This is a genomic window from Kitasatospora sp. SUK 42 (assembly GCF_015776785.2).
Taxonomy (GTDB): domain Bacteria; phylum Actinomycetota; class Actinomycetes; order Streptomycetales; family Streptomycetaceae; genus Kitasatospora.
This window is the reverse complement of record NZ_LFMD02000005.1, coordinates 479,684-504,783: the sequence shown is the minus strand read 5'-3', so window position 1 is coordinate 504,783 and position 25,100 is coordinate 479,684. Positions and strand designations below refer to the sequence as shown.

Below are 25,100 nucleotides of genomic sequence, written 5' to 3'. Positions count from 1 at the left end.
TTGACCGTCGACCCGCACTGGGGGAGCTTTCTCCATGACCAGCAACCTGGCCAACCACGCGCTCACGAACGACGTCGAAAAGCACACCGAGCTGTACGTCAAGGCCTTCAACTCGGGTGACGCCGACGCCGTCAACGCCATGTACACCGAGGAGGCCGTCGCGGTCTGGGAGCCCGGCAGCCCGCTGACCGGCCAGGCCCGCAAGGACTACGTCAAGGAGTTCCTGGCCCGCGGCGCCAGCATGCAGGCCAAGGTCCGCCACTCCTACGTCACCGGTGACACCGCCCTGCTGGTGGTGGACTGGACCATGGTCGCCACCAACGAGGACGGCGAGCAGGAGGAGTTCCAGGGCGTCGGCCTGGACGTGCTGCGCCGTGGCGAGGACGGCAACTGGCTGTACGCGATCGACGACCCGTTCGGCGAGGAGAGCTGACCTCTCCCGGCACCGATCGAGGCCGTCCGGCCCCTGAGCAGGACCAGGGGCCGGGCGGCCTCTTGTCGTTCCCGGAGACCTCCCCGTTCCCGGAGACGCCCTCGCTCTCGGAGCCGTCCCCGTTCCCGGAAGCCCCTTCGCCGCCGCCGGACAGCACACGGCCCCCGGGCGGGAGATCCGCCCGGGGGCCGTGCCGCACGGGTCAGGCCGTCGGCAGCTCGTCCGCGACCGGACGGTCGATGGCCATCAGCCACTTGCCGTCCTCGCCGAGGCGCAGCACGTCGGTGCAGGTGCCGTGCAGCTTGATCCGCTCACCGTTCTCGCCCGGGACCTCCAGGTCGAAGTCCACCACCACCAGGGAGGTGTCCCCGGCCGTGTAGGAGCGCTTGATGCTGGACTTCAGCGAGGGGCCGGTGGCCAGGAAATCGATGATCGCCTGCTTGCGCTCCGCGCCGTTCAGCGGCGCTCCGGAGAGGTTGGAGATCGCGTCCTCCCGGTACAGCCGGTCGAACACCCTCCCGTCGCCCGAATTGAAGGCGATCAGGAAGACGTCGTTCTGGATTTCGGCGTCACCGGTGAGGTCCAGGTTGTGGAGGTCGATGTCAGCAGTCATCGTGATTCTTCCCTGCTTTCTCTGAGATGTGCCTGGGTCTTGCCCTGATGTCACATCCGCCCCGGAAAGGGGGCGAACCGGTTCGCGGTGCCCGGGTTACAGGGTCGCGGCCAGGCCGGCCGCGCGTATCCCGGATTCCACCGCGCCGTCCATGTAGCCGCTCCAGCCGTTGGCGATGTCGCTGGTGGCGAACACCACCTTGCCCTGCGGCTGTTGGAGCACCCGCAGCAGCCTGGTGAGCTGGTAGGGCTGTTGGAAGGTCCAGCCGCCGAGCGAGAACTCGTCCGCGGCCCAGTCCTGAACCCGGATCGCGACCACCTCGGCCCTGGGCTCGAAGACCCGCAGCGCGGCCTGGACCTGCTGGACGCTGGTGGTGTCCAGCGTGGGGTCGACGCAGAAGGCGACCATCAGCAGGCCGTCCGGCAGCGCGGCCTGCGGGATCACCAGGTTGAGCTGGGAACCGCCCTCGTAGCCCTGGGCGAAGAAGCGGCCGACCGGGCCGCGCACCTGCATCCAGACCTTGCGGGCGTTGGGGGCGCCGATGCCCTGGGTCGAGGCGGTGGTGAACTCGGCCGGCAGCGCCTTGGTGAAGGTGATGTTCTTCCAGACGTTGGCCGGGGTCGCGACGATCACCCGGCGGCCCCGGTAGACCGCGCCCGCCCGGGTGGTGACGCTCACCTGGGTGCCGTTGTCGGTGACGGTGGACACCGGCGAGCTGAGCTGGAGCGTGGGCGCCCCCTCGGCCAGGATCGCCTTCAGCAGCGCGACGGTGCCGCCGACCGGCTTGTCGACGCTGAGGCCGTTGAAGGTGTCGAAGTCCCAGTTGGACAGCGCCCACCAGCGGGCCAGGTAGGTGAGCGCGCCCCGCTTGCTGGAGCCGCCCGAGTAGCCGGAGGTGACGCCGTTGACCCACTTCTCGTCGTCCGGCGACATCCGCATCTGGTCGAGCCGGTCGCGCAGCGACAGGCCGTCGAGGTTGTTGAGCAGGTCGACCCGGGTGAACGGCTGGTACGGGTCGGGGAGGTAGTCGCGGGACCCGTCGAACAGCGGCGTCATCAGCCTGTTCTGCTTGGCGAACGCCACGTCCGGCGCGAACGAGGCGTAGCCGGTACCGCTCGGGAAGATCGCCCGGTCCGGCGCCGCGTCCGGGACCGTCCCGATCTTGTAGCGGGCGAGCTCCCGCATCATGTTCGGCTGGCCCGGGGCGACCCAGGTGCCGCCGAGCTCGATCTGCTGGCCCGCGAAGGTGTCGGTCCAGGTGCGCCCGCCGATCCGGTCGCGGGCCTCCAGCACGAGGACCTGCTGGCCCTTGGCCTTGAGCTCACGGGCGGCGGTGATCCCGGCGAAGCCGGCCCCGATGATCACCGTGTCCCAGAGCGTGTCGGCCGCGCCCGCGGTCGTCCCGGCCACGGTCGCCCCGGCGGTGGCGGCACGGGCCGTCCCGACGGTCGCGGCGCCGGCCGCGGCGGACAGCGCCGTCACTCCGGCCGCCCGCAGCACCGCGCGCCGTCTGAGCGGCTGGCCACCGTGCGCGGGCAGGTCGAAAGCGTTCATGACTTCTCCTCAGCGAGTTTGCGTACGATCGCGCACCCCCCGTTCCTCGCGGAGACCGGGACCGGTCGACTGCACGGAAAGTGGTGCGGGTACGAAGGCGCCGCCGCCGGACCGCGGCGACACCGGGAACTGGGGCCCGTCCGCCGTCTCGGCGGTCGGGCGGGGCCTCAAGGGGCGTGCCCTCGGGCGGGAACGGCCGCGGGGGGAGGCGCCCCCGGGCGGGGCCGGTCCCGGCGGGATCGCTCAGCGGATCCCGCCGGGACGGCGGTCGGAGCGGGTGGGACCGTCAGACCTGACGGATGGTCAGAGCCGGTTTGCCGTCAGAACGTCAGAGCAGGTAGGTGTCCGGGTCGAGGCCGAGCAGGACCCGCCCGTGCACCTCGAAGTTGGCGTTCGGCGCCATCATCCCGTGCAGCGAGAGGCCCAGCAGGTCGCGGTAGAAGCGCTGGAAGTGCGCGCTGCGCGACAGCGCGGAGGCGCCGCTCACCGTGTGGAGCGCCTCGACGGCCTCCTTGACCAGCTGGATCGCGAAGCCGCACTGGCCGCGCACGGTGGCCTTCTCGTCCCAGGTGGGCTGCTCGCCGGCGTCCGCGCGCTCCTGGAGGAGCTTGAGGTACCCGGCCGACAGCGCCTCGGCGGCCGCGATCTTGTTGGCGGCGATGGAGACCTGAATCTGCGTCAGCGGGTGCTGGCTCTGATCGGTCCAGTTGGTGTAGGCGATGCCGCGGCCGGGCAGCCGCTCGATGAACAGCTCCAGGGCCGCCTTGGCCATGCCGATGTAGGCGGCCACGGACTCCGCCATCACGTACGAGATGAGCCCGTAGTTGCGGCCGGTGGCGCCGGTGTTGGAGCGGTCCCCGGTGGTGCCGAGGACGGCCTCCTCGGAGCTGGCGACCCGGTGCGCGGGGACGAAGACGTCCTTGGCGGTGGTGGTCGAGCTGCCGGTGCCGGCCGCGGCCGAGACGTGCCAGTCGTCCGCGTAGGTCAGCTCGCTCATCGGGACCAGCGCGAAGACCTCCTCCGGCTCGGCGCCCGGCCGCTCCAGGTGCGTCGCCAGCAGGTCCCAATCGGCGCCCCGACAACCGGTGTTGAAGCGCCAGGTGCCGTTCAGCAGGTACCCGCCCTCGGTGGGCACCAGGGTCCCGTTCGCGGTGAACCCGCCGGAGATCTTCACCGAGCCGCCCGAGAACACCTCCTCCTGGGTGCGGTCCGGGTAGAGAGAGGCCATCCAGGCGCTCGACACCCACGCCACCGCGACCCAGCCGGTCGAGCCGTCACCGCGGGCGATCTCGGTCAGGACCTTGACCTGGTCCTCCAGCGAGAAGTCGAGGCCGCCGAAGCGGCGCGGCACGGCGATCCGGAAGACCCCGGCCTTCTCCAGCAGATCGATGTTCTCGTCGGGTATCCACCGCCGGTCCTCGCCCTCCGGGCCGTTCTCCCGAAGCCTCGGAACTATGTCCTTCACCGCGTCCAGAACGGACGCGACCTCGCTCTCGTACGTGGTCATCCCCGACTCCTCAGAGTTACCGGCCGTCATGAATTGGCGGCTGTACCGGAAATCGTGCGGGCGAGAAATCAGAAGCCGTTCGCCCGCTGTTCCTCGACGACCATACCGGCGGACCGGTCAGAACCCTCCAAATGCGCAGTCAAGGCGCGGTAATCGTGGACGGGGACCGATGAGTGGGCGGCCGATGACCGGACAATGGGCGGAGACGGAAAAACTCGTTCCCGGTGTCGCTGCAGCAACACCGGGAACGAGTCGTGTCGGATCCGGATCAGGCGCCGGGCTTCTTCAGCAGCTCGACCAGGCTGGCCAGGCTGTGGGTGCCGTGGCCCTGGGCGACCCGGCGGTCGATCAGCTCCTTGATCGGGGCCGGCACCGCGGTGCTGACGCCCTGGGCCTCGGTGGCGTGGACCAGGTGGTCGATGGCCGCCTTGTTGACGTCCAGGCTGGAGATGTCGGTGGCGTAGTCGCCCTCGTCCACCTGGCGGGCCAGGTCGGGCAGGAAGCTGCCGACGCCGCCGAGCCAGCCGGAGGCGAAGGGCAGGAACTCCTGGGCCTTGATGCCCTCCGAGCCCACCAGGGCCACGGCGTGGAAGAAGCCGGCCAGCGTCGACCACATGATGCCCAGCAGGGCGGTGTCGTACAGCGAGGCCAGGCCGACGTTGGTGCCCAGGTTCACGGCGGTGCCGAGCTTGCCGAGCGTCGCCTGGTGGGCCTCGAAGGCCTGGGTGGTGCCGGCGTAGAAGATGAAGGCCTCGGGCTGCCCGATGAGCGGCGGGATCGCCAGGATCGCGCCGTCCAGGTAGCTGATGCCGTTCTTGGCCGCCCAGTCGGCGTGCTGCCGGGCCTCCTCCGGGGTGCCGGAGGTGACGTTGACCAGCACCTTGCCGGCCAGCGCCGCGGTGAGCGGCTCCAGGTTCTCCAGCACGGTCTCGTAGGTCGACAGGCACACGATCACCAGGTCGCTCGCCGCGACGGCGTCGGCCAGGCTGGGCGCCAGGGTGGCGCCCTGGGCGACCAGGGCGTCGGCCTTCGCCGCCGAGCGGTTCCACACGGTGGTGGGGTGTCCGTCCTTCACGAACGCGCCGGCCAGCGCCGCGCCCATCATGCCCAGGCCGATGACGGTCACGGGTGCACGGTTGTCGCCAGTCATTGTTTCAAGTCCTCCAGTTGCGCATGCTCAGTGCGATTGCCGTTCCGGCGCACTTCCAGAACCTATGGCCGGGCGAATTCCGCGCCAAGTACGCACTACAAAGTAAGTGCTTACCTGAAAGTCAGTGCCGGGCCGATATCAGGCGCCGCCGAGACGCTTCCCGTCCTGGAGCCTGAGTACGCTGCACACCCCCCGGAGCGCCGATCCCAGCTGGCAGATCTCGGCGTCGCTGATCAGCGTCGAGGGTTCGAACCGCAGGGTATTCGCCGCACTCGCGGTCGGGAATGTCCTCACCCGGTGCTCGCGCAGCAGATATCCGGCGACGGCATAGCCGAGGAATCCCGCCCGCGCGGTCTCCCGGATGCCTTCGTCACTCCCCTCGGACTGGTCGTGGAACTCCAGGCCGAGCATCAGCCCCTTGCCGCGGATCTCCTTGACCACGTCGGGGAAGTCGGCCCGGACGGCCTCCAGCATCGCGGTGAGCTTCTCGCCGAGCTCCCCGGCGGTCCGGTAGGCCCGGCCGTCGTCGGCCTCCAGCATCTCCAGCACCTTGAGCGCGATGTGGCAGGAGAAGTGGTCCTTGGCGAAGGTCGAGCTGTGCACCAGCTCGAACTCCCTGCGGTAGCGGGAGCGGCGCACCAGCATCACCGAGGTCTTGGCGATCCCGCCGCCCAGGCTCTTGGCCAGGGTGTAGTAGTCCCCGCGCAGCCCGATCAGCGAGCTGGCCAGGAAGGCCCCGGTCCGGCCCATGCCGCTCTGGATCTCGTCGATGACGATCGGCAGGTCGATCTCGGCGCAGGCCTGCTGGATGGCCTGCCCGAACTCGGCGGTGATGACGTTGATGCCGCCCTCGCCCTGGATCGGCTCCAACAGGAAGGCGCAGAACACCGGGAACGCGCGCGGCACGACCTCGACCGCGCCGTCCGTCACCACGAGGTCGAGCAGCTCGGCGCGCTCCTCCTCGATGATTCGCTTGAGCTCCTCGGGCCGGCCGATCGGCACGAACCGGGCCTGCGCGGCCAGCGCGCCGAACGGGGCCCGGTACCCGGCGTTGTGGGTGAGCTGGACGCTGCCGACCAGCTTCCCGTGGAACGAACCCTCCAGCGCCAGGAAGAGCGGCGGGCGGGCGAGGCGCTCGGCGTTGTGCCGGGCGACCCCGGCCAGCAGCGCCTCCAGCGGGTCCTCCCCCGCCTCCGCTCCCGCCGCCGCCAGGGCCCGCCCCGACACCCGGGCGGTGCCGTCGGCGACGGCGGCGCGCACCTGCTCGACGTGGGCGGCCAGCTCCTCGCCGAGCTGCTGGATCCGCAGCACCCGGTCGAGCTCCGCGTGCTTGATCGCGGCCTCGTTCGCCTCCGCGCCGCTGTTGCCGAAGATGACCGAGTACGGCTCGTCGGTGCCGAGCTCCCGGTGGATGATCCGGTTCAGCGCGGTCGCGACCTGATTGGCGTACGGGTGCCGCGAGAACTGCGCGTGGACCGGCGAACCGCCGTCCAGCAGGGCCTTCGCGTGCGCCACGATCTCGGGATTGTTGTGGCCGAAGATCAGTGATCCGTAGCCGCCGGCGTAGTCCAGCACCGGGACTTCCCGCCCGTCGTCCAGGAAGTAGAGCGTGTTCCCCTCGGCCCGGACGTACTCCACGTCGAGTCCGACGGTGGACAGCCACTCGCGCAGGTACGGTTCGGCGAGTTCGGGTTCAGCGGCTGTGGAATTCATGTCGACCCCTTTACGGATGGCATCGGCTACTGCCTGGGCGCGCTCCGGCGACCTTATCCGCGAACGTGCCGCCCGGGGCCAAATATCCAGTCATCGCGCGGTAAGCGACCGCTACCGGCGCGATGGTTGGCGCCCGGTTACTCGACGGTGGGCACCCCGCACCGCGGGCTCGGATACGTTTGCCGGGTTCTCTGGGATCAGGTATTTCGAAGGGAGCGTCATGAATTCTCCTACTGCGACAACGGACCTCACGGATCCGCGAAGCGGCGAACGACCCGGCGAAATCGATCAGGAAACACCGCCCCTCTACACCTCGGGCGGCTACCTGGCACTGATATTCAGGCGCACCCAGGCCGAGATGGCGGCACATACGAAAGCGCCCGCCGGCGCTTTGACGATGGTGAGGCGATGACATGGCGCACGACGGACAGGCAACCCCCCTGCTGGCCGCCCAGGGCCCGCCGCCGCTCCCGGCGGATCCGGCCACCGTGTCGCCGACCGCGCTGCGCGAGGTGATGTCCCGGTTCGCGACCGGCGTCGTGGTCCTCACGGTCGGCGGCGAGCACATCCACGGCATGACCGCGAACGCGTTCAGCTCGGTCTCGCTGGAGCCGCCGATCGTGCTCTGCTGCATCGCGCACAGCGCCGTGATGCACCAGGCGATCCGCTCGGCCGGGCACTTCGCCGTCTCCATCCTGAGCACCGAACAGGAGGGCACGGCACGGTACTTCGCCGACAAGTCGCGCCCGCTCGGGCCGGAGCAGTTCGAGGGCGTGGACTGGGTGCCGGGGCAGCGGACCTGGGCGCCGCTGCTGTCCGGCGCGCTGGCCTGGCTGGAGTGCGAGCTCGACGAGGCGTACGACTCCGGCGACCACTCGATCTTCACCGGCCGGGTGATCAACTCCAGCCGTGGCGACGACGGTTCGGGTCTGCTCTTCTTCGACGGCGGCTTCCGGCGGATCGCCCCGACCGCCCGCTGACCACCCCTCCGCCCCGGGAACCCCCTCACCCCGGGGACAGGCCGGCCCGGACGACACCTCGTCGTCCGGGCCGGCCTGTCGGCATCCGCTTCGGCACCCGCTCCCGGGACCGGTCTCAACTCCCGTGGAAACCATGCCGGTCGGCCGGTTGACCGGCAGTTTTAAAAGGCAATAGCCAATCCAGGGAGATGACTTGAAGTTCCGGTGATTCTGTCGGATGCTGTCGTGCAACGCGGGCCATGAGCGTCGTACCCGGGCGACCGTCAGGCCGGCACGCTCCGAGGAGGGTCCAAGTGCAGCAGTGAACGCACGTACCGGCGGCGGTCACCCGGCTCCTGCCCGGCACGGTCGAGCAGCGCCGACCAGAACCGGCGGGTCGGCCCCTTCGCCTCGTCCTGCGCGCTGGAAAGCAGCTCCAGCAGCCGGTCGACGGCGTCGTCCGACAACGGGTCGAGCGTGATCGTGGTGACGTGGCGCTTGCCGCCGCCCCACTCCGGCCGTCGCCGGATCAGCTCCGGCCTGGCCGCGGCGACCACCAGCAGCGGCACCGGTCCGGCGAACTCGGCGAGATCCTCGACGACGTCGAGCAGGGCGTCGTCCGCCCGGTGCAGGTCGTCCAGGATCAGCACCAGCGGTCGGTCGAGCGCTATCTCGGCGAGTAACCTCCGCCAGGCGAGCACGATGTCGTCCGGGGCGACGGTGTCCCCGGCCGGTCCGGAACCGGCCACCAGCGGACGCAGTCGGCTCACCAGCCAGGCCGCGGCCTCGTCGCCGCCCACCAGCCGCCGCACGGCCGAGGAGAGCTTCGCCACCGCCACCACGCCGTCGTCGTCCGGGGTGATGCCGCAGTACGTCGAGAGGATCTCGCTCTGGACGGCCGCCACGCTGCCCATGCCGGCGAACTGCCGCTGACAGACCAGGAACTGGACCTGGGCGGTGTCCGGCGTGGCGAACCGGCGCTCGAACTCCAGCAGGAACCGGGACTTCCCTATGCCGGGCTCCCCCATCACGGTGACCAGGTGCGGCGTGGCCCGGCGCCTGGCACGTTCCAACAGGACGCGCAGCACTTCGAGTTCGGACTCCCGGTCGACCATCGGTATCGCGTGCAGCCGGGCGCACCCCTGGCCGGCGCCGAGCACCTGCCAGCCGCCCTTCGGGCTGCCGTCCTCGTCGTACCCGATCACCGGCTCGGTGGCCCTGCGGGTACTGGCGCAGACCCTGATCTCGCCGGGCGCGGTGACCGCCAGCAGTGACTGACACTCGTCCAGCAGTGCGCCGCTGACCAGTGGCGGGAGGTCGGGCTGGTCGACGCCCTGGTACCGCACGATGGCCTCACCGGTGGTGACCGCGGCGCTGATGTCCAGCCCGCGCAGACCGAGCGGGCCGACCAGGGAGCCGAGGCCGTCCCGAATCGCCAGCGCCGCCCGCACCGCGCGCTCGGCGTCGTCGCCGCTGTCGCCGTGCACGCCGAAGAGGGCCAGCGAGACCGAGCCGATCGAGGCCGCCGCGGTGCCGCCGAACCACTCGAACTTCTCCCGGATGATGGCGGCGACCTCCTCCAACAGACCGTCCACGTCGCCGGGTTCGAGGTCGCAGGCCTCGGACCTGAGCTGGGTGCGCACGATCACGGCGCTGACCGGCTTGCGCTCCGGCGCCGCCGGGCCCCGCCGGACGGGCACCCGTTCCGGGACGGGCGGGGTCCGCTCGCCGCGCGAGCCGATCACGTACGCGTCGCCGGCCGGGGGCTCGGTCAGGGTGAGCCCCGGATCGTGGGTGAGGATCGCGTGCTGCAGCGTCTGGAGGTCCCGGCCGGGCTCCAGGCCGAGGTCCTCGACCAGGGCTGCCCGGACCCGGCCGTAGACGGTCAGCGCGTCCGCCTGCCTCCCGCAGCGGTACAGCGCGAGCATCAGCTGCCCGCACGACCGCTCCCGCATGGTCTCGGCCTCCACGAGCGTCTCCAACTCGGAGAGCACCGCGTGGTGCCGCCCGCAGGCGAGCTCCGCCTCGAAGTAGTCCTCCATCGCGTCCAGCCGGGCGTTCCGCACGCCGACCAGCTCGGGCCAGGAGATCCCCGTCTCCACCAGGTCCGCCAGGGCCGGTCCGCGCCACAACCCCAGTGCGTCACGCAGGAGTTGGGCGGCCGCCTCGGGCGATCCCGCGGCGAGCCTGGTCCGGCCCGCCTCCACCTGCTGGTAGAAGTGGTACAGGTCGATCTGCTCGGGGTCGACCCGCAGCATGTACCCCGGCGCCCTGGTGAGCAGCGAGGCCGCGTCCTGGCCGGCGCCGGGCGGCGGTGCCAGGGCTCCGCGTAACCCCGAGACCGCGTTCTGAAGAATCTTGCGTGCGGAGGTGGGCGCGTCGTCACCCGCCCAGAGAGCCTTCAACAACTGACTGGTCGCCACTACCCGGTTGGGCTGCAGAAGCAGGAACCCCAGCGTCGCCCGCTGCTTGGTCCCTCCTAACGCGACCGGCTGCTCTGCGCAGACGGCCTCCAACGGGCCCAGCAGTCGAAACCACATCGTTCCCCCAATGATCGCGTGCAATCGCTGATTGATTGACGAGGTACGCGAATTCCGGTGACCGCGCCGGGAGCTCCGCCGCACGCCCGAGCGGCCGCCGAAATCCGGTGGCGGCCAGATGAGGTCAACCCCCTTGACCTCACTGCCGCCGCCCCTCTCCACAGGGGCTTCTCTACAGGGGCTTCCGTGCCACCACGAGCTGATGTTCGAGTCCGGCCCGCTCCATGTGCCGCTCACCCCAGAAACCGAGCGGTCCCAGGGCGTCATAGAGCGAAGTGCCGTACATCGTCAGCGAATACTCCACCTTCGGGGGCACTTCATCGTAGATCTCACGGTGGACGATCCCGTCCGCCTCCAGCTCCCTGAGCTGCTGAATCAGCACCTTCTCGCTGACGCCGGGAATGAGTCGTCGAAGCTCACCGAAGCGTCGCTCTTGACAGTGGAGCTCCCACAGAATCAGTACCTTCCATTTGCCACCGATCACATCCATGGCAGCGTCCAGACCGCATTGATATGACTGCCTCTTCATGATCCCATCCCCGCCGACTTCGAAGTAAGTACTGACTTCCAGGTAAGTGCTGAAAAGTTTCCAGGTACTTGACCATAGTAAGAGGCGTGCGCGATCCTATGGCCGGGCATGGCCAACTTCCGGCCACCGGGCCCGAATCGGCCACAACACCACCCCGGCGGCCCCGGTCGTGCGGGTGCCCTGAATCCAGTATGCACACGGTCGCCGCCCGTCAATCCTTACAAGATCTACCCGGCCGACGGCTTGACACCCCGTCGAAACGACCGCCGCCGCCGGAACGGCCCCGCAGCCACGGGCCGTCGGCGTCCGCCACTGCCCACACGCAACACACACAAAGGGGCCCGCGGCCACGAGCCCCACACACGGGGTCTTTCCGGTCGTCACCTCACCATCGGGCGGATTTCCGCCGGTACATGGCCGACGGCGCCACCCCCGCGCGTGCGGGGGCGGCGCCGTGCCGACGTTCTCCGGACCGCTCAGCCGGCCGCCACCGCGACGGCCCGGCCGGCGTCCACCGCCGCCAGCCGGCGCAGGCTCGCCCGGCGCTGGAGCGCGCCGAGGCCGGTGGTGGCGGCGCCGAGCGCGAGCCAGCCGACCGGGCCGGCCGCCATCACGACGCCGGTCAGCAGCAGCGGCCCCACCGACCGCTGCACCGACTGGGACATCCCCGCGACCCCCAGGTACGAGGCCCGGGCGCGCGGCGGGGCGAGGCTGACCGCCAGCTCCCAGGAGCTCACCGAGCGCATCAATTCGGCCAAGGTCACCAGGGCCGCGGCGGCCAGCAGGGCGATCGAGGCGGCCAGCGGCCCGCCGCCCGTGGAGAGCGCGATCAGCAGGCAGGTGGTGAGCAGGATCACCCCGTACCAGCCGACCGCCGTGGTCGCCCCGCCGGGGCGTTCGGCCCAGGCGGAGACCTTCAGCTGCAACAGCACCACGAGCACCGTGTTGAGGGTCAGGAACACCGGGACGACGGCGTGCGGCGCGTCGGTGTGGTGGATGAGCCACAGCGGCAGGCCGACGTTGAGGATCGTGTCGTCCAGGCACATCGGCAGGTCCAGCAGGACGAACAGCAGGTAGCCGCGGTCGCGCCAGGGGCTCGGCACGGCCGCCGGCTCCTCCTGCGGGCGCTCGGACGGCACCTCCGCCACCAGGCCCCGCCCGGCCGGCTCCTCGGTGCGCCGGATCAGCACGGCGGCCAGCAGGTACGAGAGCGCGTTGGCCACGATCAGCGCGCGGTAGGCGGTCGTCGTGCCGACGGCCAGGCCGATCGCCGAGACGCCCGCGCCGACCGCGTAGCCGGCGTTGGCGACGCTGCGGAACAGCGCCTGGTACGTGCCGCGCCGCTCGCCCGCGACCCGGGTGGCGAAGAGCATCTCCAGGGTCTTGGCGCCCCGTTCGGCCAGGCAGATCAGGGCGACCGCGGCCAGCAGCACGGCGAAGTAGTCGGCCACCAGGAGCAGGCCCATCGTCCCCAGCCGTAGCAGGTGGCACCCGATCAGCAGCCCGCGCAGCGAGAGCCGCTCGGCGGCCCGCCCGGCCAGCGGAGAGCCGGCGATCCCGGCGACGGCACCCACCCCGAGCAGCAGTCCGAGCTGCCGGGCGTCCATCCCGCACACGTAGGTGAAGTACAGCACCGAGGCCGCCGCCCACACGCCGGTGCCGGTCCGGTCGACGCCCTGGGCCAGCAGCATGATCCGGGCGTCCCGCCCACCCGGCGGCCGCCGCAGTTGCGCCCACAGTCCGTTCCCCCGCATGGCGGTCCCCCGTCTCGCGTCCAGCATTAATCTCGACGTCAAGATACTTCATATCGAGATAGTTGCGGAACCCCCCTCCCCCGATCGACCCCGAAGGCCCCCGGCCCTCGACGCCTGCCGGGCGGGTGCGCCACACTCTCCCCAGCAGCACCCGCGCTCCCAACGCACCGGCACCGACGCACCTCGAACCACGGAGAGCCACACGGTGACCACTCGTCAACTGCTGGAGATCGACTTCACGTCCGGCCGGTCCGGCTCCGGGCCGGCCACCTGGGGCCAACGGGCCATCTGGGACGCCGTGCACCGCCTCGCCCCGGCCGACGCGCCGCGCTACAACATCGCCACCGCGGCCCCGCTCGACCCCGGCCTGCCACTGCCCACCCTGCTCGACGCCCTGGCGCAGCTGCTGCACCTGCACGACTCGCTGCACACCCGGCTGGTCCCGTCACCGGACGGCGGGCTGCGCCAAGTCGTCGACGCGAACGGCACCCTGACCGTCGAGGTGGTGTCCGGAACGGACCACGACGGCGACCTGGCCGAGACGGGCGCCCGGCTCCACCGGGAACTGGCGGCGCGACCCTTCGACACCGCCGCCCAGTGGCCGCTGCGGGTCGGCGTGGTGGAGGCCGGGGGCCTGGTCCGGTACATCAGCCTGGTGCTCTCCCACACCGCGGTGGACGGCTCGGGGATGAACCGTCTGGTCGCCGACCTCTCCGCACTCAGCCTCGGCGGCTCCCCCGACGAGCTCGCGAAGCTCCGCGAACCCGCCCAACAGCCGTTGGAGGAGGCCGAGTTCCAGACCTCCGACCGGGGACGCCGCCGCGACACGGCCGCCCGCAGGCAGTTCCTGCGCAAACTCCGCCTCGGCCCGCCCCGCCTCTTCCCGCGGCCCGGGGCCCCCGCCGGCGAACCACCCGCCCGCTTCCCCAACGCCGTCCTGCGCTCCCCCGCCCTCCCCCGCGCCGTCGAACTGGTCGCCGCCGCCCACCGGGTGAGCACCTCATCGGTCCTGCTGGCGGCGACCGCCACGATGACCGCCCGCCTGGCCGGGACGGACGAGGCCGTCCTCAGCGTGGTGGTCAACAACCGCTTCCTGCCCGAACTGACCAACGCGGTGAGCGTGCTCTCGAACGAAGGACTGTTCCACCTCCCGGACGCCACCGCCGAGTTCGGGGACGTCGTCCGGCGCACCCACGCCGCCGCGATCGGCACCTACCGCCACGCCTACTACGACAAGCTCGCGCTGGCCGCCGAGACGGAGCAACTCGCCGCCGACGGCGTCCCGCTCGCCGACCGGTCCTGCGTGTTCAACGACACCCGCGAGCTGCTCCCCTCCGCGCCCGGGCCCGCCGACGGAGCCACCACCCTCAGCTGGCCGGTCGAGTTCGAGCCCCGCCCCGGCCTCAGCTACGCCCTGGACGCCCTCCAGTCCCCCGAGGCGCTCAGCCTGGCCATGACGGCCGACCCGGCCGTCCTCCCCCACCCCGCGATGGAGCGGTTCCTGTACGGCGTCGAGGAGTTGATCCTCACCGAGGCCGAGCGGTCGTCCGGCACCGACGCGGCGTAACCCGGTCGGCCGCCCCACCAAGGGCGGCCGACCGGGCCGTACCGGTCTCAGGCACCGGCCTCCGGTGTCAGTGCTGTCGGTCGTGCAGGGAGCTGGTCTCCTGGATCTTCTTCCAGGACTTCGGCTCGGCCGGCAGCTGCCCCGCGGCCCGATCCGCGCCGGATGCCAGCGTGGCCGCAGCCGGGGCGCCCTTCGGCACCGGCCCGACGGCCGGCTTGCCCGGGGTGAACAGCCAGGTGGTGAAGAGGTCGCCGAGCTTCTGCCCGGAGACCTTCTCCGCGTACGCCTGGAACTCCGGGATGGTCGCGTTGCCGTAACGGCGCTCGGTCGGCCAGCCCTTCAGGATCTGGAAGAACTTCTCGTCCCCGACGGTGTTGCGCAGCGCCTGGATGGCCACCGCGCCCCGGTAGTAGACCGCGCTGGCGAACTGGTTCTCCTCGCCCGGGTCGCCCGGCTTGACGGTCCAGAACGGGTCGTTGGCCGGGCGCGAGGCGTAGATGTAGTCGGCCAGTTCCTGCGCGGTGCCCTCGTTCTCGTGCTCGGACCAGAGGAACTGCGCGTACTGGGCGAAGCCCTCGTTGAGCCAGATGTCGCTCCAGCGGGAGAGCGAGACGCTGTCGCCGTACCACTGGTGCGCCAGCTCGTGCACGACCACCTGGGTGTTGGAGCCCCTGGCGAACAGCCCGGGACCGTAGGTGACCCGGGTCTGGGTCTCCAGGGCGCCGCTGGACTGGGTGTTGGGCACGTAGCCGCCGACCGAGCTGAACGGGTACGGGCCGAAGTAGCCGCTCAGCCAGTCCACCAGTTCGCCGGTGCGCTCGACGCTCGCCCGGGCGGCGTCCGCGTTGTCGCCGAGGTCCTTGCTGTACGCGTTGTAGACCGGCAGCCCGCTCGCCGTGGTGTCCGTGCTGATGTCGAACCTGCCGATCGCGAGGGTCGCCAGGTACGTCGCCTGGGGCTTGTTCTCGCGCCAGCTGTAGCGGGTCCAGCCGGCCTGCGAGGAGGTACCGGTCAGCACGCCGTTGCTGATCACCTGGTTGCCGTCCGGCACCAGCACCGAGACGTCGAAGGTGGCCTTGTTGCTCGGGTGGTCGTTGCTCGGGAACCACCACCCCGCCGACACGGGCTCACCGGACGCCAGCGCACCGTCCGGGGTGCGGCGCCAGGCGGTGAAGCCGCCGTACTTCTTCACGGTGGACGGCACGTCCTTGTAGCGCACGACCACGGTGGCCTGGCTGCCCTTGGCCAGCGGCCGGGCGGGAGTGATCTCCAACTCCTGGTCGCCGCTGGTGGCGAAGCTCGCGGGCCGCCCGTTGACCAGTACCTCGGAGACGTTCAGTACGAAGTCGAGGTTGAACCGGGAAAGGTCCTGGGTCGCCGTGGCGAGGATGGTCGTGGTGCCTTCGAGTTCGTCGGTGGCGGGCTGGTACTTCAGCCGGATGTCGTAGTGCGAGACGCGGTACCCGCCGTTGCCGAGGGTCGGGTAGTACGGATCCCCGACGCCGTCCGCGCCGGGCTGGAAGTCGGCAGCCGAGGCGGGGACGGCCAGGAACAGGCTCAGGGCACTGGCCGCTGAGACGATCAGTCTCTTGCGCACGTGGTCCTCCAGGATCACCGGAATGACTGGGTTGAATCGATCCTTGTCCCGGAGGCTCCCCGTCCACTCCCCTCCCATGAGAATTTCGTGAAGGAAACGCGCCGAAGTGACGGCTTCGCAGCAGTGCCGCGAAGCCGTCACTCGCTCCGCCCGTCCGGGCCGATGCGCCGTCAGTTAGCGGGCGTCGTGCACCGAGTTGGTCTCCTGGATCTTCTTCCAGGACTTCGGCTCGGCCGGCAGCCGCCCCGCGGCCTGATCCGCGCCGGGTGCCAGCGCGGCCGGAGCCGGGGCACCCTTCGCCACGGGCCCGACGGCCGGCTTGGCGGCGGTGAACAGCCAGGTGGTGAAGAGGTCGCCGAGCTTCTGCCCGGAGACCTTCTCCGCGTACGCCTGGAACTCCGCGATGGTCGCGTTGCCGTAGCGGCGCTCGGTGGGCCAGCCCTTCAGGATCTGGAAGAACTTCTCGTCCCCGACGGTGTTGCGCAGCGCCTGGATGGCCACCGCGCCCCGGTCGTACACGGCGTTCGCGAACTGGTTCTGCGGGCCCGGGTCGCCAGGCTTGACGGTCCAGAACGGGTCGTCGGCCGGGTGCGAGGCGTAGACGTAGTCGGCCAGCTCCTGCGCCGTCCCCTCGTCCTCGTGCTCGGACCAGAGGAACTGCGAGTACCGGGCGAAGCCCTCGTTCAGCCAGATGTCGCTCCAGCGCGACAGCGAGACGCTGTCGCCGTACCACTGGTGGGCCAGCTCGTGCACGACCACCGAGGTGTTGGCGCCCTTGGCGAACTGCCGGGGGCTGTAGAAGACCCGGGTCTGGGTCTCCAGGGCGTAGCCGGTCGGGACGTTGGGGACGTAGCCGCCGACCGAGCTGAACGGGTACGGGCCGAAGTAGCCGCTCAGCCAGTCCACCAGCTCGCCGGTGCGCTCGACGCTCGCCCTGGCGGCGTCCGCGTTCTCGCCGAGGTCCTTGCTGTACGCGTTGTAGACCGGCAGCCCGCTCGCCGTGGTGTCCGTGGTGACGTCGAACTTGCCGACCGCGAGCGTGGCCAGATAGGTCGCCTGGGGCTTGTTCTCGCGCCAGCTGTAGCGGGTCCAGCCGGCCTGCGAGCTGGTGCCGGTCAGAATGCCGTTGCTGATCACCTGGTTGCCGTCCGGCACCTGCACCGAGATGTCGAAGGTGGCCTTGTTGCTCGGGTGGTCGTTGCTCGGGAACCACCACCAGGCCGACTCGGGCTCGTTGGCCGCCACCGCGCCGTCCGGGGTGCGCAGCCAGCCGGTGAAACCGTACTTCTTCACGGTGGACGGCACGCCCTTGTAGCGGACGACCACGGTGGCCTGGCTGCCCTTGGCCAACGGCCGGGCCGGGGTGATCTCCAACTCCTGCTCGCCGCTGGTGGCGAAGCTCGCGGTCCGCCCGTTGACCCGCACCTCGGAGACGTTCAACGCGAAGTCGAGGTTGAACCGGGAGAGGTCCTGGGTCGCCGTGGCGAGGATCGTGGTGGTGCCTTCGAGTTCGTCGGTGGCGGGCTGGTACTTCAGCCGGATGTCGTAGTGCGAGACGCGGTACCCGCCGTTGCCGTAGGTCGGGTAGTAGGGGTCGCCGACCCCGGCGGCGCCGGGTTGGAAGTCGGCAGCCGAGGCGGGGACGGCCAGGAACAGGCTCAGGGCACTGGCAGCAGAGACGATCAGCCTCTTGCGCAACGTGGTCCTCCAGGATCACCGGAACGATGGGTCGGATCGATCCTTGTCCCGGTGGCCCGCGGCCCACTCCCCGATTATGAGATGTTCATGAAAAGAAACGCGCCGAAATGACGGCGCCGCAAGGCCGCCACCCACCCCACCGATCACCCGCGCCCCACCCCACCGGCCCAGCCCACCGACCCAGCCGTCGGCCCCGCCCGGCCCCGCCCGCCGACACCGTTCGGGCCCCGACGGCAGCTCACGCCCCGAGCACCACCGGCGCCCGGACCAGCGAGCCGTACTCCGTCCACGAGCCGTCGTAGTTCTTCACGTGCGGGTACCCCAGCAGCTCGGTGAGCGCGAACCAGGTGTGCGCCGAGCGCTCGCCGATCCGGCAGTAGGCGATCACCTCGCGCTCCGGCTCCACGCCCTTGCCCCCGTACAGCGCCCGCAGCTCCTCCGCCGAGCGGAACGAGCCGTCGTCGTTGGCCGCCTGCGACCAGGGCACGTTGACCGCCCCCGGGATGTGCCCGGGCACCTGGGCCTGCTCCTGCGGCAGGTGCGCGGGCGCGATCAGCTCGCCCCGGAACTCCGCCGGGGAGCGGACGTCCACCAGCACCGCGTCCGCGCCGGGCTTGGCGAAGACCTCGGCCCGGGCCAGCACCTCGTCCCGCAGCGCCCGCAACTCGGGCCGCTCGGGGCCGGTCAGCCGGTAGGTGGTGTGCTGGTAGTCCATCACCTCGTGGGTGAGCTCCCGCCCCTCCAGCTCCCACTTCTTGCGCCCGCCGTCCAGCAGTCGCACCGGCCCGAAGCCGCGCAGCCGCAGCAGCCAGTAGGCGTACGCGGCGAACCAGTTGTTGTTGCCCCCGTACAGCACCACGGTGGTGTCGTCCTCCACCCCGGCCGCCCGCAGCAGGTGCTGGACGCCGTCGCGGTCGACGTAGTCGCGGCCGACCTGGCTGTGCAGGTCGGTGGTCCAGTTCCAGCCGACCGCGCCGGGGATGTGGTCCCGGTCGTAGGCGGTGGTGTCCTCGTCCACCTCGACGACCCGGATCGTCCCGTCGTCCAGGTGGTGGGCGAGCCACTCGGTGCGGACCAGTGACTCGGGGTGTGCGTAGCCGTTGCCGGTCATCCCAGGCCTCCTTCGCTCTGCCCAGGCCGCCGCGCCCGACCACGGGCACGACGAAGCGCCGGCGGCCGGACCGGACAGTTCGAAACTACGCCGACCGTCCGGTCCGGGCCACCCCGTGCTCCCCGGCGCTCAGGAGAAGACGACCGAGCGCAGCTTCAGCCGGTCGCTGAACTTCTTGCCGGGGTTCACGACGTAGTGCTCGCCCTCGCAGTCGAAGTCCAGGAAGACCGTGGCCGTGGAGCGGGTGAGGTTCTCCGGCGCGAAGGCCGGCTCCTCCTCCGTGGCCTCCGGAATGTCGATGCACGGGCCGCTCGGCGGGTTGAACAATCCGCTCGTGTGACCGAATCCGTACTTGTAGCGGAAATCGCCCTGCGCCGCGTTGGCGGACATCGGTACGGCGAGGACGAGGGCGACGGCGCTGACGGCGGCGAGCACGGCATTGCGGAGACGCATGGATGTGGGCCTTTCAGGTGGTACTCGGAGGTACCGGTGAATTGGTGCGAGATCACCCTAGAGGCCCAAAATCCGCAGAAACGGTTCTTCTAATCCACCCGTTTGGGTGGTTTAAATGGCAAAACCGATACCCTCATCGCTCCGCCATCACAGGGAATTCACTCAGTTCGGCGGAGCCGAGAAGGAGTACCCCGAATCGAGCAGCGCCGGGAGGTACGTCTTCATCGCCGCCACCGTCTGCGACCTGTCCCCGCCGCCGTCGTGGTTGAGCACGATCGACCCGGGCCGGACGTTCTTGAGGATCCGGTCGACGATCACCGAGGTCCCCGGCCGGGCCCAGTCCTGCGGGTCCACCGACCAGCCCAGGTTCCGCAGCCCGAGGGCCCTGCTCACCCTGAGCGCCACCGGGGACCAGTCCCCGCCCGGGGCGCGGAACCAGGTGGGCTGCCGTCCGGTGGTGCGCTGCAGCAGGTCGGAGGTGCGCTCCAGCTCGTCCCGCACCGCCTCCTCCGACATGTGCCGCAGGTCCGGGTGGGTCCAGGTGTGGTTGGCGATGTGGTGGCCGTGGTCCGCGATCTCCCGCACCAGCTCCGGGTGCTCGGCCGCGTTCTCGCCGATCAGGAAGAAGGTCGCCCGGATCCCGTACTGCTGGAGCAGCGCCAGCACGGTGGGCGTGTGCCGGGGGTCCGGGCCGTCGTCGATGGTGAGCCCCACCACCCGTTGCCCCGGGTCCAGCTCGAACACCGGTTTGCTCTCCTCCTCGGTGAGCTCCCGGTGGACGGGCTCGCCGGCCGGAGGTGCTCCCGAGCCGGCGGGCGGCGGGAAGGGCCCGGCGGGAGGCGCCCCGGCGGGAGGCGCCCCGGCGGTGGGCGGGGCGGTGGGCGGGGGCGCGGCGGCGGAGGCCGCGGCCTCCGCGGAGGGGGCGGTGCCCTCGTCGCTCCAGGGGCTCCGGCAGCCGGCGGCGCCGAGCAGGGACATTCCGGCCGCGACCAGCAGCAACCGGCGCGAGGTGATTTGAGCGCTAATCTGACGATCTGACAGCATTCTGAATGCTTCCCCCGGAGGTCGCCGTCCCTCTCCGCAGGCGCCTCGGACGGGCTCGATCACCACTCCGACGGCTCAAGCACGGGCCGAGCGCACCCCGGGCACACCCCACGTCCCCACTACTTCCCCGGATCTTTCCCGACCGGACGCCCGGCTTCCCGTCAGGGCCGCTACGCTGTGCCTTCCCCAGTGTGATGATCTGCCATCAGAGGACGTGGCCATGACGACAAGTCAGGACTTCCCCCAGCAGGGCCCGCAGGACGACGCCACCGAGCTGAGCCAGTGGGAACGTTTCGGTGTCGACACCACCACCCCGCACTCGGCGCGTGTGTACGACTACTGGCTGGGCGGCAAGACCAACTTCCCGCCGGACCGCGCCATGGGGCAGGCCATCGAGCAGGCCGTACCGAGCGTCAAGGAGATGGCCAAGGCCAACCGCGCCTTCCAGGGCCGGGCCGTCCGCTACCTGGCCCAGGAGCACGGCATCCGCCAGTTCCTCGACCTCGGCACCGGCATCCCCACCTCGCCGAACACCCATGAGATCGCCGAGTCGGTCAGCCCCGGCACCCGGGTGGTCTACGTCGACAACGACCCGATCGTGCTCGCCCACGCCCGCGCCCTGATGGTCTCCAGCCCGGCCAGCCGCACCACCTACATCCACGCCGACCTGCGCAAGCCCGAGGAGCTGTTCGCCGACCCGGCGCTCACCTCGACCCTGGACCTCACCCAGCCGGTCGGCCTGCTGATGATCGCCGTGCTGATGCTGATCGCCGACGAGGACGACCCGTGGGGCCGGGTCGCCGCGCTGCGCGACGCCCTGCCCGTCGGCAGCTGCATCGCCCTGACCACCCCCACCCCGGACTTCGACCCGGAGGCGGTCGGCCAGGTCGCCGAGGCCGCCCGGGCCGGCGGGATGACCCTGGTGCCGCGCGGCTACGACGACGTGCTCCGCTTCTTCGACGGCTGGGAGCTGGTCGAGCCCGGCGTCGCCCCGGTCCTGGCCTGGCGCCCGGACGGCGCGCCGCCGGCCGACCCGAAGGCGGCGTACTACTGGGGCGGCGTCGCCATCAAGCGCTGACGCCCTCCAACGGCGAGAACACCGGGCGGGACGGCGACGCGCCGTCCCGCCCCCGTGTCACTTCAGCAGCCGCGACAGCCGCCGGTCCGCCAGTGGCCTGCCCCCGGTCTGGCAGGTCGGGCAGTACTGCAGGGAGGAGTCCACGAAGGACACCTCCCGCACGGTGTCCCCACAGACCGGGCACGGCTGCCCGGTGCGGCCGTGCACCCGCAGCCCGAGCTTCTTCTCCGCCTTCAGCTCCCCCGCCGCCAGCCCGCGCGAGCGCTCCACCGCCTCGCGCAGCGTGCCGCCGAGCGCCTCGTACAGCCGCGCCGTCTCCTCCCCGCTCAGCGCGGACGCCTGCTTGTACGGCGACATCCGCGCCGCGTGCAGCACCTCGTCCGAGTAGGCGTTGCCCACCCCGGCCAGCACGCCCTGGTCCCGCAGCACGCCCTTGAGCCGGCGCCGGTCGCCCCGCAGCAGGGCCGCGAACCGGTCGAGCGTGAAGCCCGGGTCCAGCGGGTCCGGGCCGAGTCCCGCCACCCCGGGCACCTCCTCCGGGTCCGCGACCACGTGGACGGCGAGGCCCTTCCTCGTCCCCGCCTCGGTGAGGTCGAAGCCGTCCCCGGCCTCGCCCGCCAGCCGCACCCGCAGCGCCAGCGGGTTCCTCGGGCCCGGCCGCGGCGGCTCGGCGGGCAGGCGGTCCTTCCAGCGCAGCCAGCCGGCCCGGGCCAGGTGCACCACCAGGTGCAGCCCGCCCGCCTCGATGTCCAGGAACTTGCCGTGCCGGGTCACCGACCCGACCGTGCGCCCCTCCAGAGCCGTCACCGGCGGGTCGTACGTCTTCAGCGCGCTGATCGCCACCGGCTGGACCCGGGCGATCACCCGCCCGGTCAGCCGTTGGGACAGGAAGGCGCTCAGCGCCTCGACCTCGGGCAGCTCCGGCATGCGCCCAGTCTCCCCCGGCCGTGGACGCACCGCCCCTTTGCCTCGGCACGCCCGCGAGCGCAGGCTGGGACCGGAGGAGGCGTCGCCATGACCACCCTTGAGGAACAGATCGACATCGCCGTCCCCGTCCTCGCCGCCTGGGAGCAGCTCCACCGAGTGCGCGAGTACCCGCGGTTCGTCGACGGGGTGAGTTCCGCCCACCCGCACGGGCGCAACCACGCGCACCTCGGGGTGCGGATCGACGGCGCCGAGCGGGCGGTGGACACCGAGATCACCGATCGCGGCCGGGGCCGGGTGATGTCCTGGCGGACCCTGGACCTCGTCCACCTGCGCGGCGCCTTCGCACTGCTGCCGCTGGACGCGCGGCACACCCGCTTGCAGATCCGGGTGGAGTACGACCCGGAGGTGCTGCACCAGGACTTCGGCGGTCCGCACGGCTTCGCCCAGGCCGGGGCGATCGAGCGGGCGGTGCGCGAGGACCTGGAGCACTTCCGGGATCTGGTGGAGGCCCGGGTGAACGCCGCCGAGGCCCCCCACGGTGAGCCGCCGGAGTCCGTAAGCGGCGCATAAGCCCAGCTCAGCAAGGGTGGTGAGGCTGTTCACAGCCCGCCGTCCGGCAGACCGTTCCGCTTTCAACCTGTGGCAGACTCGGATGCCATGGACATCGGGCCGGCCACCAGGACGCTCCGCGCGGCGGTCTTCGCCGCGCTGGTCGTGCTGCTCGCCGGGCTCGGCCAGGTGCTGGTCACCGGCCGCGCGCTGCCGGTCGGCACGATGGGCGTGGCCTTCGTCGCCGTCCTCGCGGTGGCCTTCGCCCTGGCCGGCCGCGAGCGCGGCTACCCGGCGATCGCGGCGGTGTTCCTGCCGCTGGAGCTGGGCGTCAGCGCCCTGTTCGACCTCGCCCAGAGCACCTGCCCCTCCCTGCCGCCCGGCGCCGCGCACGGCTTCCGTCCGCTGCTGTGCGGCGGCGGCTCGCTCGGCGGGTTCCTGCTCGGCCACGGCGTCTCCCAGCAGACCGGCGTCCTGCTGCTCCTGCTGCTGCACACGGTGATCGCGCTGGCCGGCGCGTTCTGGCTGCGCCGCGCGGACGCCGCGCTGGCCGGCCTCGCCCGGACCGCCCGGATGCTGGGCGAGTTCCTGCACCGGCACCTCCCGGCCGCCGCCCGCTGGCTTCGGCTGCTCGCCGCGCCCGTCCCGGCCCGTCCGGTGGCGCGGGTGCCCTTCCCCCGGGCCAGCCGGTCGCTGGTCCCGGCCGAGGACGTGGTCGTCCGCCCGGCCGTCCGGCGCGGTCCGCCGGTGTTCGCCCTGGCCGTCTGAGCCTCCCCGCTCGACCGGCCGTCTCTCCCCCGCGCAGGCCCTGACCGGCTCCCGTGAGCCCCGACCGGCCGCGCCCGCACCTCCGCACGCCCGAGAGCACAGGACGACACCCATGAGCAACGCCCGTAAGACCGACAAGAAGATCTCCGCCACCGAGCGCATGCGCGTCGCCCGCGCCGAGGCCGAGCGCTCCGACAAGATCCGCCGCCGGGTGGTGGTCGGCGCCTCCTCCGCCGCGGTGCTCGCACTCGTGGCGGGTGTGGCCTTCGCCATCGGCGGTTCCTCCGACTCCTCGGGCTCCGCCGCGAACGGCCCGCTGGTCGTCCCCGCCAACGCGACCGGCACCGGCGGCACCGTGATCACCTACGGCAAGGCCGACGCCCCGCACACCCTGGAGGTCTACGAGGACTTCCGCTGCCCGTACTGCGAGCAGTTGGAGACCACCACCGGCAAGGCCGTCCAGCAGCTCGCCGACGACGGCACGTACAAGATCGAGTACCACCTGGCGACGTTCCTGGACAAGAACCTCGGCGGCAAGGGCTCGCGCACCGCGCTGGCCGCCGCCGGCGCCGCGCTGAACGAGGGCGTGGACAAGTTCAAGGCCTTCCACGACGTGCTCTACGCCAACCAGCCGGACGAGCGCAGCGACGACTTCGGCGACGTCAACCACATCCTGGACCTCGCCGGCCAGGTGCCCGGCCTGAAGACCGACGCCTTCGTCAAGGCCGTCCAGGACGGCACCTACGCGCCGTGGGCGGCCAAGGTCAACGAGGAGTTCAACAAGAGCGACGTCACCGGCACCCCGACCGTCAAGCTGGACGGCAAGAAGCTGGACGTCCTCACCAACGGCAAGGCCGTCTCGCCCGAGCAGTTCACCGCGATGGTCAAGCAGGTGACCGGGTGACGGCCGCCGCCCCCGAGGCGCGGACCCACGGCGCGAGCCGTCCGTTCGCCTGGCTGCTGCTGATCGGCGGCGCGGTCGGGCTGTTCGCCTCGGCCGTCCTCACGCTGGACAAGATCCGGCTGCTGAAGGACCCGTCGTACGTCCCCAGCTGCAACATCAATCCGATCATCAGCTGCGGCTCGATCATGCGCAGCGACCAGGCGGAGGCCTTCGGCTTCCCCAACTCGCTGATCGGCCTGGTCGGCTTCGGGGTCGTGATCGCGGTCGGTGCCGGACTGCTCGCCGGGGCGGCGTACCGGCGCTGGTTCTGGCTCGGCCTCCAGGCCGGGACGGTCTTCGGGATCGGCTTCGTCTCCTGGCTGATGTACCAGGCGCTGTACCGGATCGGCGCGCTCTGCCCGTACTGCATGGTGGTGTGGGCGGCGATGATCCCGCTGTTCTGGTACACCACCCTGCACAACCTGCGCTCCGGCGTCATCCCGGTCGGCCGTGCCCTGCGCCCGGTGGTCCGGGAGGCCGCCCGCTACCACTGGGTCGTCCCGGCCCTCTGGTGCGCGGTGATCGCCCTGCTGGTCCTCAACCGCTTCTGGTACTACTGGAGCACCCTGATCTGACCCACCGCGTACGGCCCCCGGGAACTCCCCCGGGGGCC

The 25,100-nt window shown here is 71.2% G+C and carries 22 protein-coding genes; 8 read left to right on the top strand and 14 right to left on the bottom strand.

Features of this window, described 5'->3' with window-relative positions; translation table 11 throughout:
* Positions 1 to 34: 34 nt before the first annotated feature.
* Entirely contained in the window at positions 35 to 433 is a 399-nt protein-coding gene (locus RZ50_RS20880; RefSeq protein ID WP_196947267.1) for an SgcJ/EcaC family oxidoreductase, read from the top strand.
* A gap of 202 nt (positions 434 to 635) precedes the next feature.
* Here the strand turns inward: RZ50_RS20880 and RZ50_RS20875 are convergent, their stop codons facing one another.
* The 5 genes from RZ50_RS20875 to RZ50_RS20855 form a co-directional block, all read right to left on the bottom strand.
* A complete protein-coding gene (locus RZ50_RS20875) occupies positions 636 to 1,046 on the bottom strand; it encodes a nuclear transport factor 2 family protein (RefSeq protein ID WP_196947266.1) in 411 nt (136 codons plus the stop codon).
* A gap of 96 nt (positions 1,047 to 1,142) precedes the next feature.
* Complete coding sequence (locus RZ50_RS20870; protein ID WP_196947265.1) at positions 1,143 to 2,600, bottom strand: NAD(P)/FAD-dependent oxidoreductase; 1,458 nt, start codon at positions 2,598 to 2,600, stop codon at positions 1,143 to 1,145.
* 328 nt (positions 2,601 to 2,928) lie between these two features.
* Positions 2,929 to 4,107: an acyl-CoA dehydrogenase family protein gene (locus RZ50_RS20865; protein ID WP_196947264.1), complete on the bottom strand. Its 1,179-nt coding sequence runs from the start codon at positions 4,105 to 4,107 to the stop codon at positions 2,929 to 2,931.
* Positions 4,108 to 4,375: 268 nt separating this feature from the next.
* Entirely contained in the window at positions 4,376 to 5,233 is an 858-nt protein-coding gene (locus RZ50_RS20860) for an NAD(P)-binding domain-containing protein (RefSeq protein WP_308271962.1), read from the bottom strand.
* Positions 5,234 to 5,395: 162 nt separating this feature from the next.
* Positions 5,396 to 6,970 (bottom strand): aspartate aminotransferase family protein, encoded by a 1,575-nt coding sequence (locus RZ50_RS20855; RefSeq protein WP_196947262.1) that lies wholly within the window; start codon positions 6,968 to 6,970, stop codon positions 5,396 to 5,398.
* Between the two features lie 413 nt (positions 6,971 to 7,383).
* On the opposite strand from RZ50_RS20855, the gene RZ50_RS20850 reads away from it, so the two are divergent.
* Positions 7,384 to 7,950: a flavin reductase family protein gene (locus RZ50_RS20850; RefSeq protein WP_196947261.1), complete on the top strand. Its 567-nt coding sequence runs from the start codon at positions 7,384 to 7,386 to the stop codon at positions 7,948 to 7,950.
* 263 nt (positions 7,951 to 8,213) lie between these two features.
* On the opposite strand, the gene RZ50_RS20845 is transcribed toward RZ50_RS20850, so the two are convergent.
* The 3 genes from RZ50_RS20845 to RZ50_RS20835 form a co-directional block, all read right to left on the bottom strand.
* Positions 8,214 to 10,334, bottom strand: coding sequence for a BTAD domain-containing putative transcriptional regulator (locus RZ50_RS20845; RefSeq protein WP_254802890.1), 2,121 nt, complete (start codon positions 10,332 to 10,334; stop codon positions 8,214 to 8,216).
* 307 nt (positions 10,335 to 10,641) lie between these two features.
* Positions 10,642 to 10,998, bottom strand: coding sequence for a helix-turn-helix domain-containing protein (locus tag RZ50_RS20840; protein ID WP_196947259.1), 357 nt, complete (start codon positions 10,996 to 10,998; stop codon positions 10,642 to 10,644).
* 476 nt (positions 10,999 to 11,474) lie between these two features.
* Positions 11,475 to 12,752: an MFS transporter gene (locus tag RZ50_RS20835; RefSeq protein ID WP_217680677.1), complete on the bottom strand. Its 1,278-nt coding sequence runs from the start codon at positions 12,750 to 12,752 to the stop codon at positions 11,475 to 11,477.
* A gap of 205 nt (positions 12,753 to 12,957) precedes the next feature.
* On the opposite strand from RZ50_RS20835, the gene RZ50_RS20830 reads away from it, so the two are divergent.
* On the top strand, positions 12,958 to 14,319 hold the full coding sequence (locus tag RZ50_RS20830) for a condensation domain-containing protein (protein ID WP_308271959.1): 1,362 nt from the start codon (positions 12,958 to 12,960) through the stop codon (positions 14,317 to 14,319).
* 67 nt (positions 14,320 to 14,386) lie between these two features.
* Here RZ50_RS20830 and RZ50_RS20825 read toward each other — a convergent pair whose 3' ends face one another.
* From RZ50_RS20825 to RZ50_RS20805, 5 genes are all read right to left on the bottom strand, one after another.
* On the bottom strand, positions 14,387 to 15,916 hold the full coding sequence (locus tag RZ50_RS20825; RefSeq protein ID WP_196949067.1) for a M1 family metallopeptidase: 1,530 nt from the start codon (positions 15,914 to 15,916) through the stop codon (positions 14,387 to 14,389).
* 174 nt (positions 15,917 to 16,090) lie between these two features.
* The gene (locus RZ50_RS20820) at positions 16,091 to 17,614 is read right to left on the bottom strand and encodes a M1 family metallopeptidase (protein WP_196949068.1); all 1,524 of its coding nucleotides are present in this window, start codon (positions 17,612 to 17,614) and stop codon (positions 16,091 to 16,093) included.
* 238 nt (positions 17,615 to 17,852) lie between these two features.
* On the bottom strand, positions 17,853 to 18,725 hold the full coding sequence (locus RZ50_RS20815; protein WP_196949069.1) for a sulfurtransferase: 873 nt from the start codon (positions 18,723 to 18,725) through the stop codon (positions 17,853 to 17,855).
* Positions 18,726 to 18,854: 129 nt separating this feature from the next.
* On the bottom strand, positions 18,855 to 19,178 hold the full coding sequence (locus RZ50_RS20810) for a hypothetical protein (protein WP_196949070.1): 324 nt from the start codon (positions 19,176 to 19,178) through the stop codon (positions 18,855 to 18,857).
* A gap of 162 nt (positions 19,179 to 19,340) precedes the next feature.
* Positions 19,341 to 20,222, bottom strand: coding sequence for a polysaccharide deacetylase family protein (locus tag RZ50_RS20805; RefSeq protein ID WP_196949071.1), 882 nt, complete (start codon positions 20,220 to 20,222; stop codon positions 19,341 to 19,343).
* A gap of 220 nt (positions 20,223 to 20,442) precedes the next feature.
* On the opposite strand from RZ50_RS20805, the gene RZ50_RS20800 reads away from it, so the two are divergent.
* Complete coding sequence (locus RZ50_RS20800) at positions 20,443 to 21,300, top strand: SAM-dependent methyltransferase (protein WP_196949072.1); 858 nt, start codon at positions 20,443 to 20,445, stop codon at positions 21,298 to 21,300.
* A gap of 57 nt (positions 21,301 to 21,357) precedes the next feature.
* Here RZ50_RS20800 and RZ50_RS20795 read toward each other — a convergent pair whose 3' ends face one another.
* Positions 21,358 to 22,227 (bottom strand): Fpg/Nei family DNA glycosylase, encoded by an 870-nt coding sequence (locus RZ50_RS20795; RefSeq protein WP_196949073.1) that lies wholly within the window; start codon positions 22,225 to 22,227, stop codon positions 21,358 to 21,360.
* An 87-nt stretch (positions 22,228 to 22,314) separates the two neighbouring features.
* On the opposite strand from RZ50_RS20795, the gene RZ50_RS20790 reads away from it, so the two are divergent.
* The 4 genes from RZ50_RS20790 to RZ50_RS20775 all read left to right on the top strand — a co-directional run bounded on the left by RZ50_RS20790 (position 22,315) and on the right by RZ50_RS20775 (position 25,062).
* Complete coding sequence (locus RZ50_RS20790) at positions 22,315 to 22,797, top strand: SRPBCC family protein (RefSeq protein WP_196949074.1); 483 nt, start codon at positions 22,315 to 22,317, stop codon at positions 22,795 to 22,797.
* Positions 22,798 to 22,884: 87 nt separating this feature from the next.
* Complete coding sequence (locus RZ50_RS20785) at positions 22,885 to 23,544, top strand: hypothetical protein (protein ID WP_196949075.1); 660 nt, start codon at positions 22,885 to 22,887, stop codon at positions 23,542 to 23,544.
* Between the two features lie 112 nt (positions 23,545 to 23,656).
* Positions 23,657 to 24,448 (top strand): thioredoxin domain-containing protein, encoded by a 792-nt coding sequence (locus RZ50_RS20780; protein WP_196949076.1) that lies wholly within the window; start codon positions 23,657 to 23,659, stop codon positions 24,446 to 24,448.
* Positions 24,445 to 25,062 (top strand): vitamin K epoxide reductase family protein, encoded by a 618-nt coding sequence (locus RZ50_RS20775; protein WP_196949077.1) that lies wholly within the window; start codon positions 24,445 to 24,447, stop codon positions 25,060 to 25,062. Before RZ50_RS20780 ends, RZ50_RS20775 begins: the two co-directional genes overlap by 4 nt.
* The last annotated feature ends 38 nt before the right edge of the window (positions 25,063 to 25,100 follow it).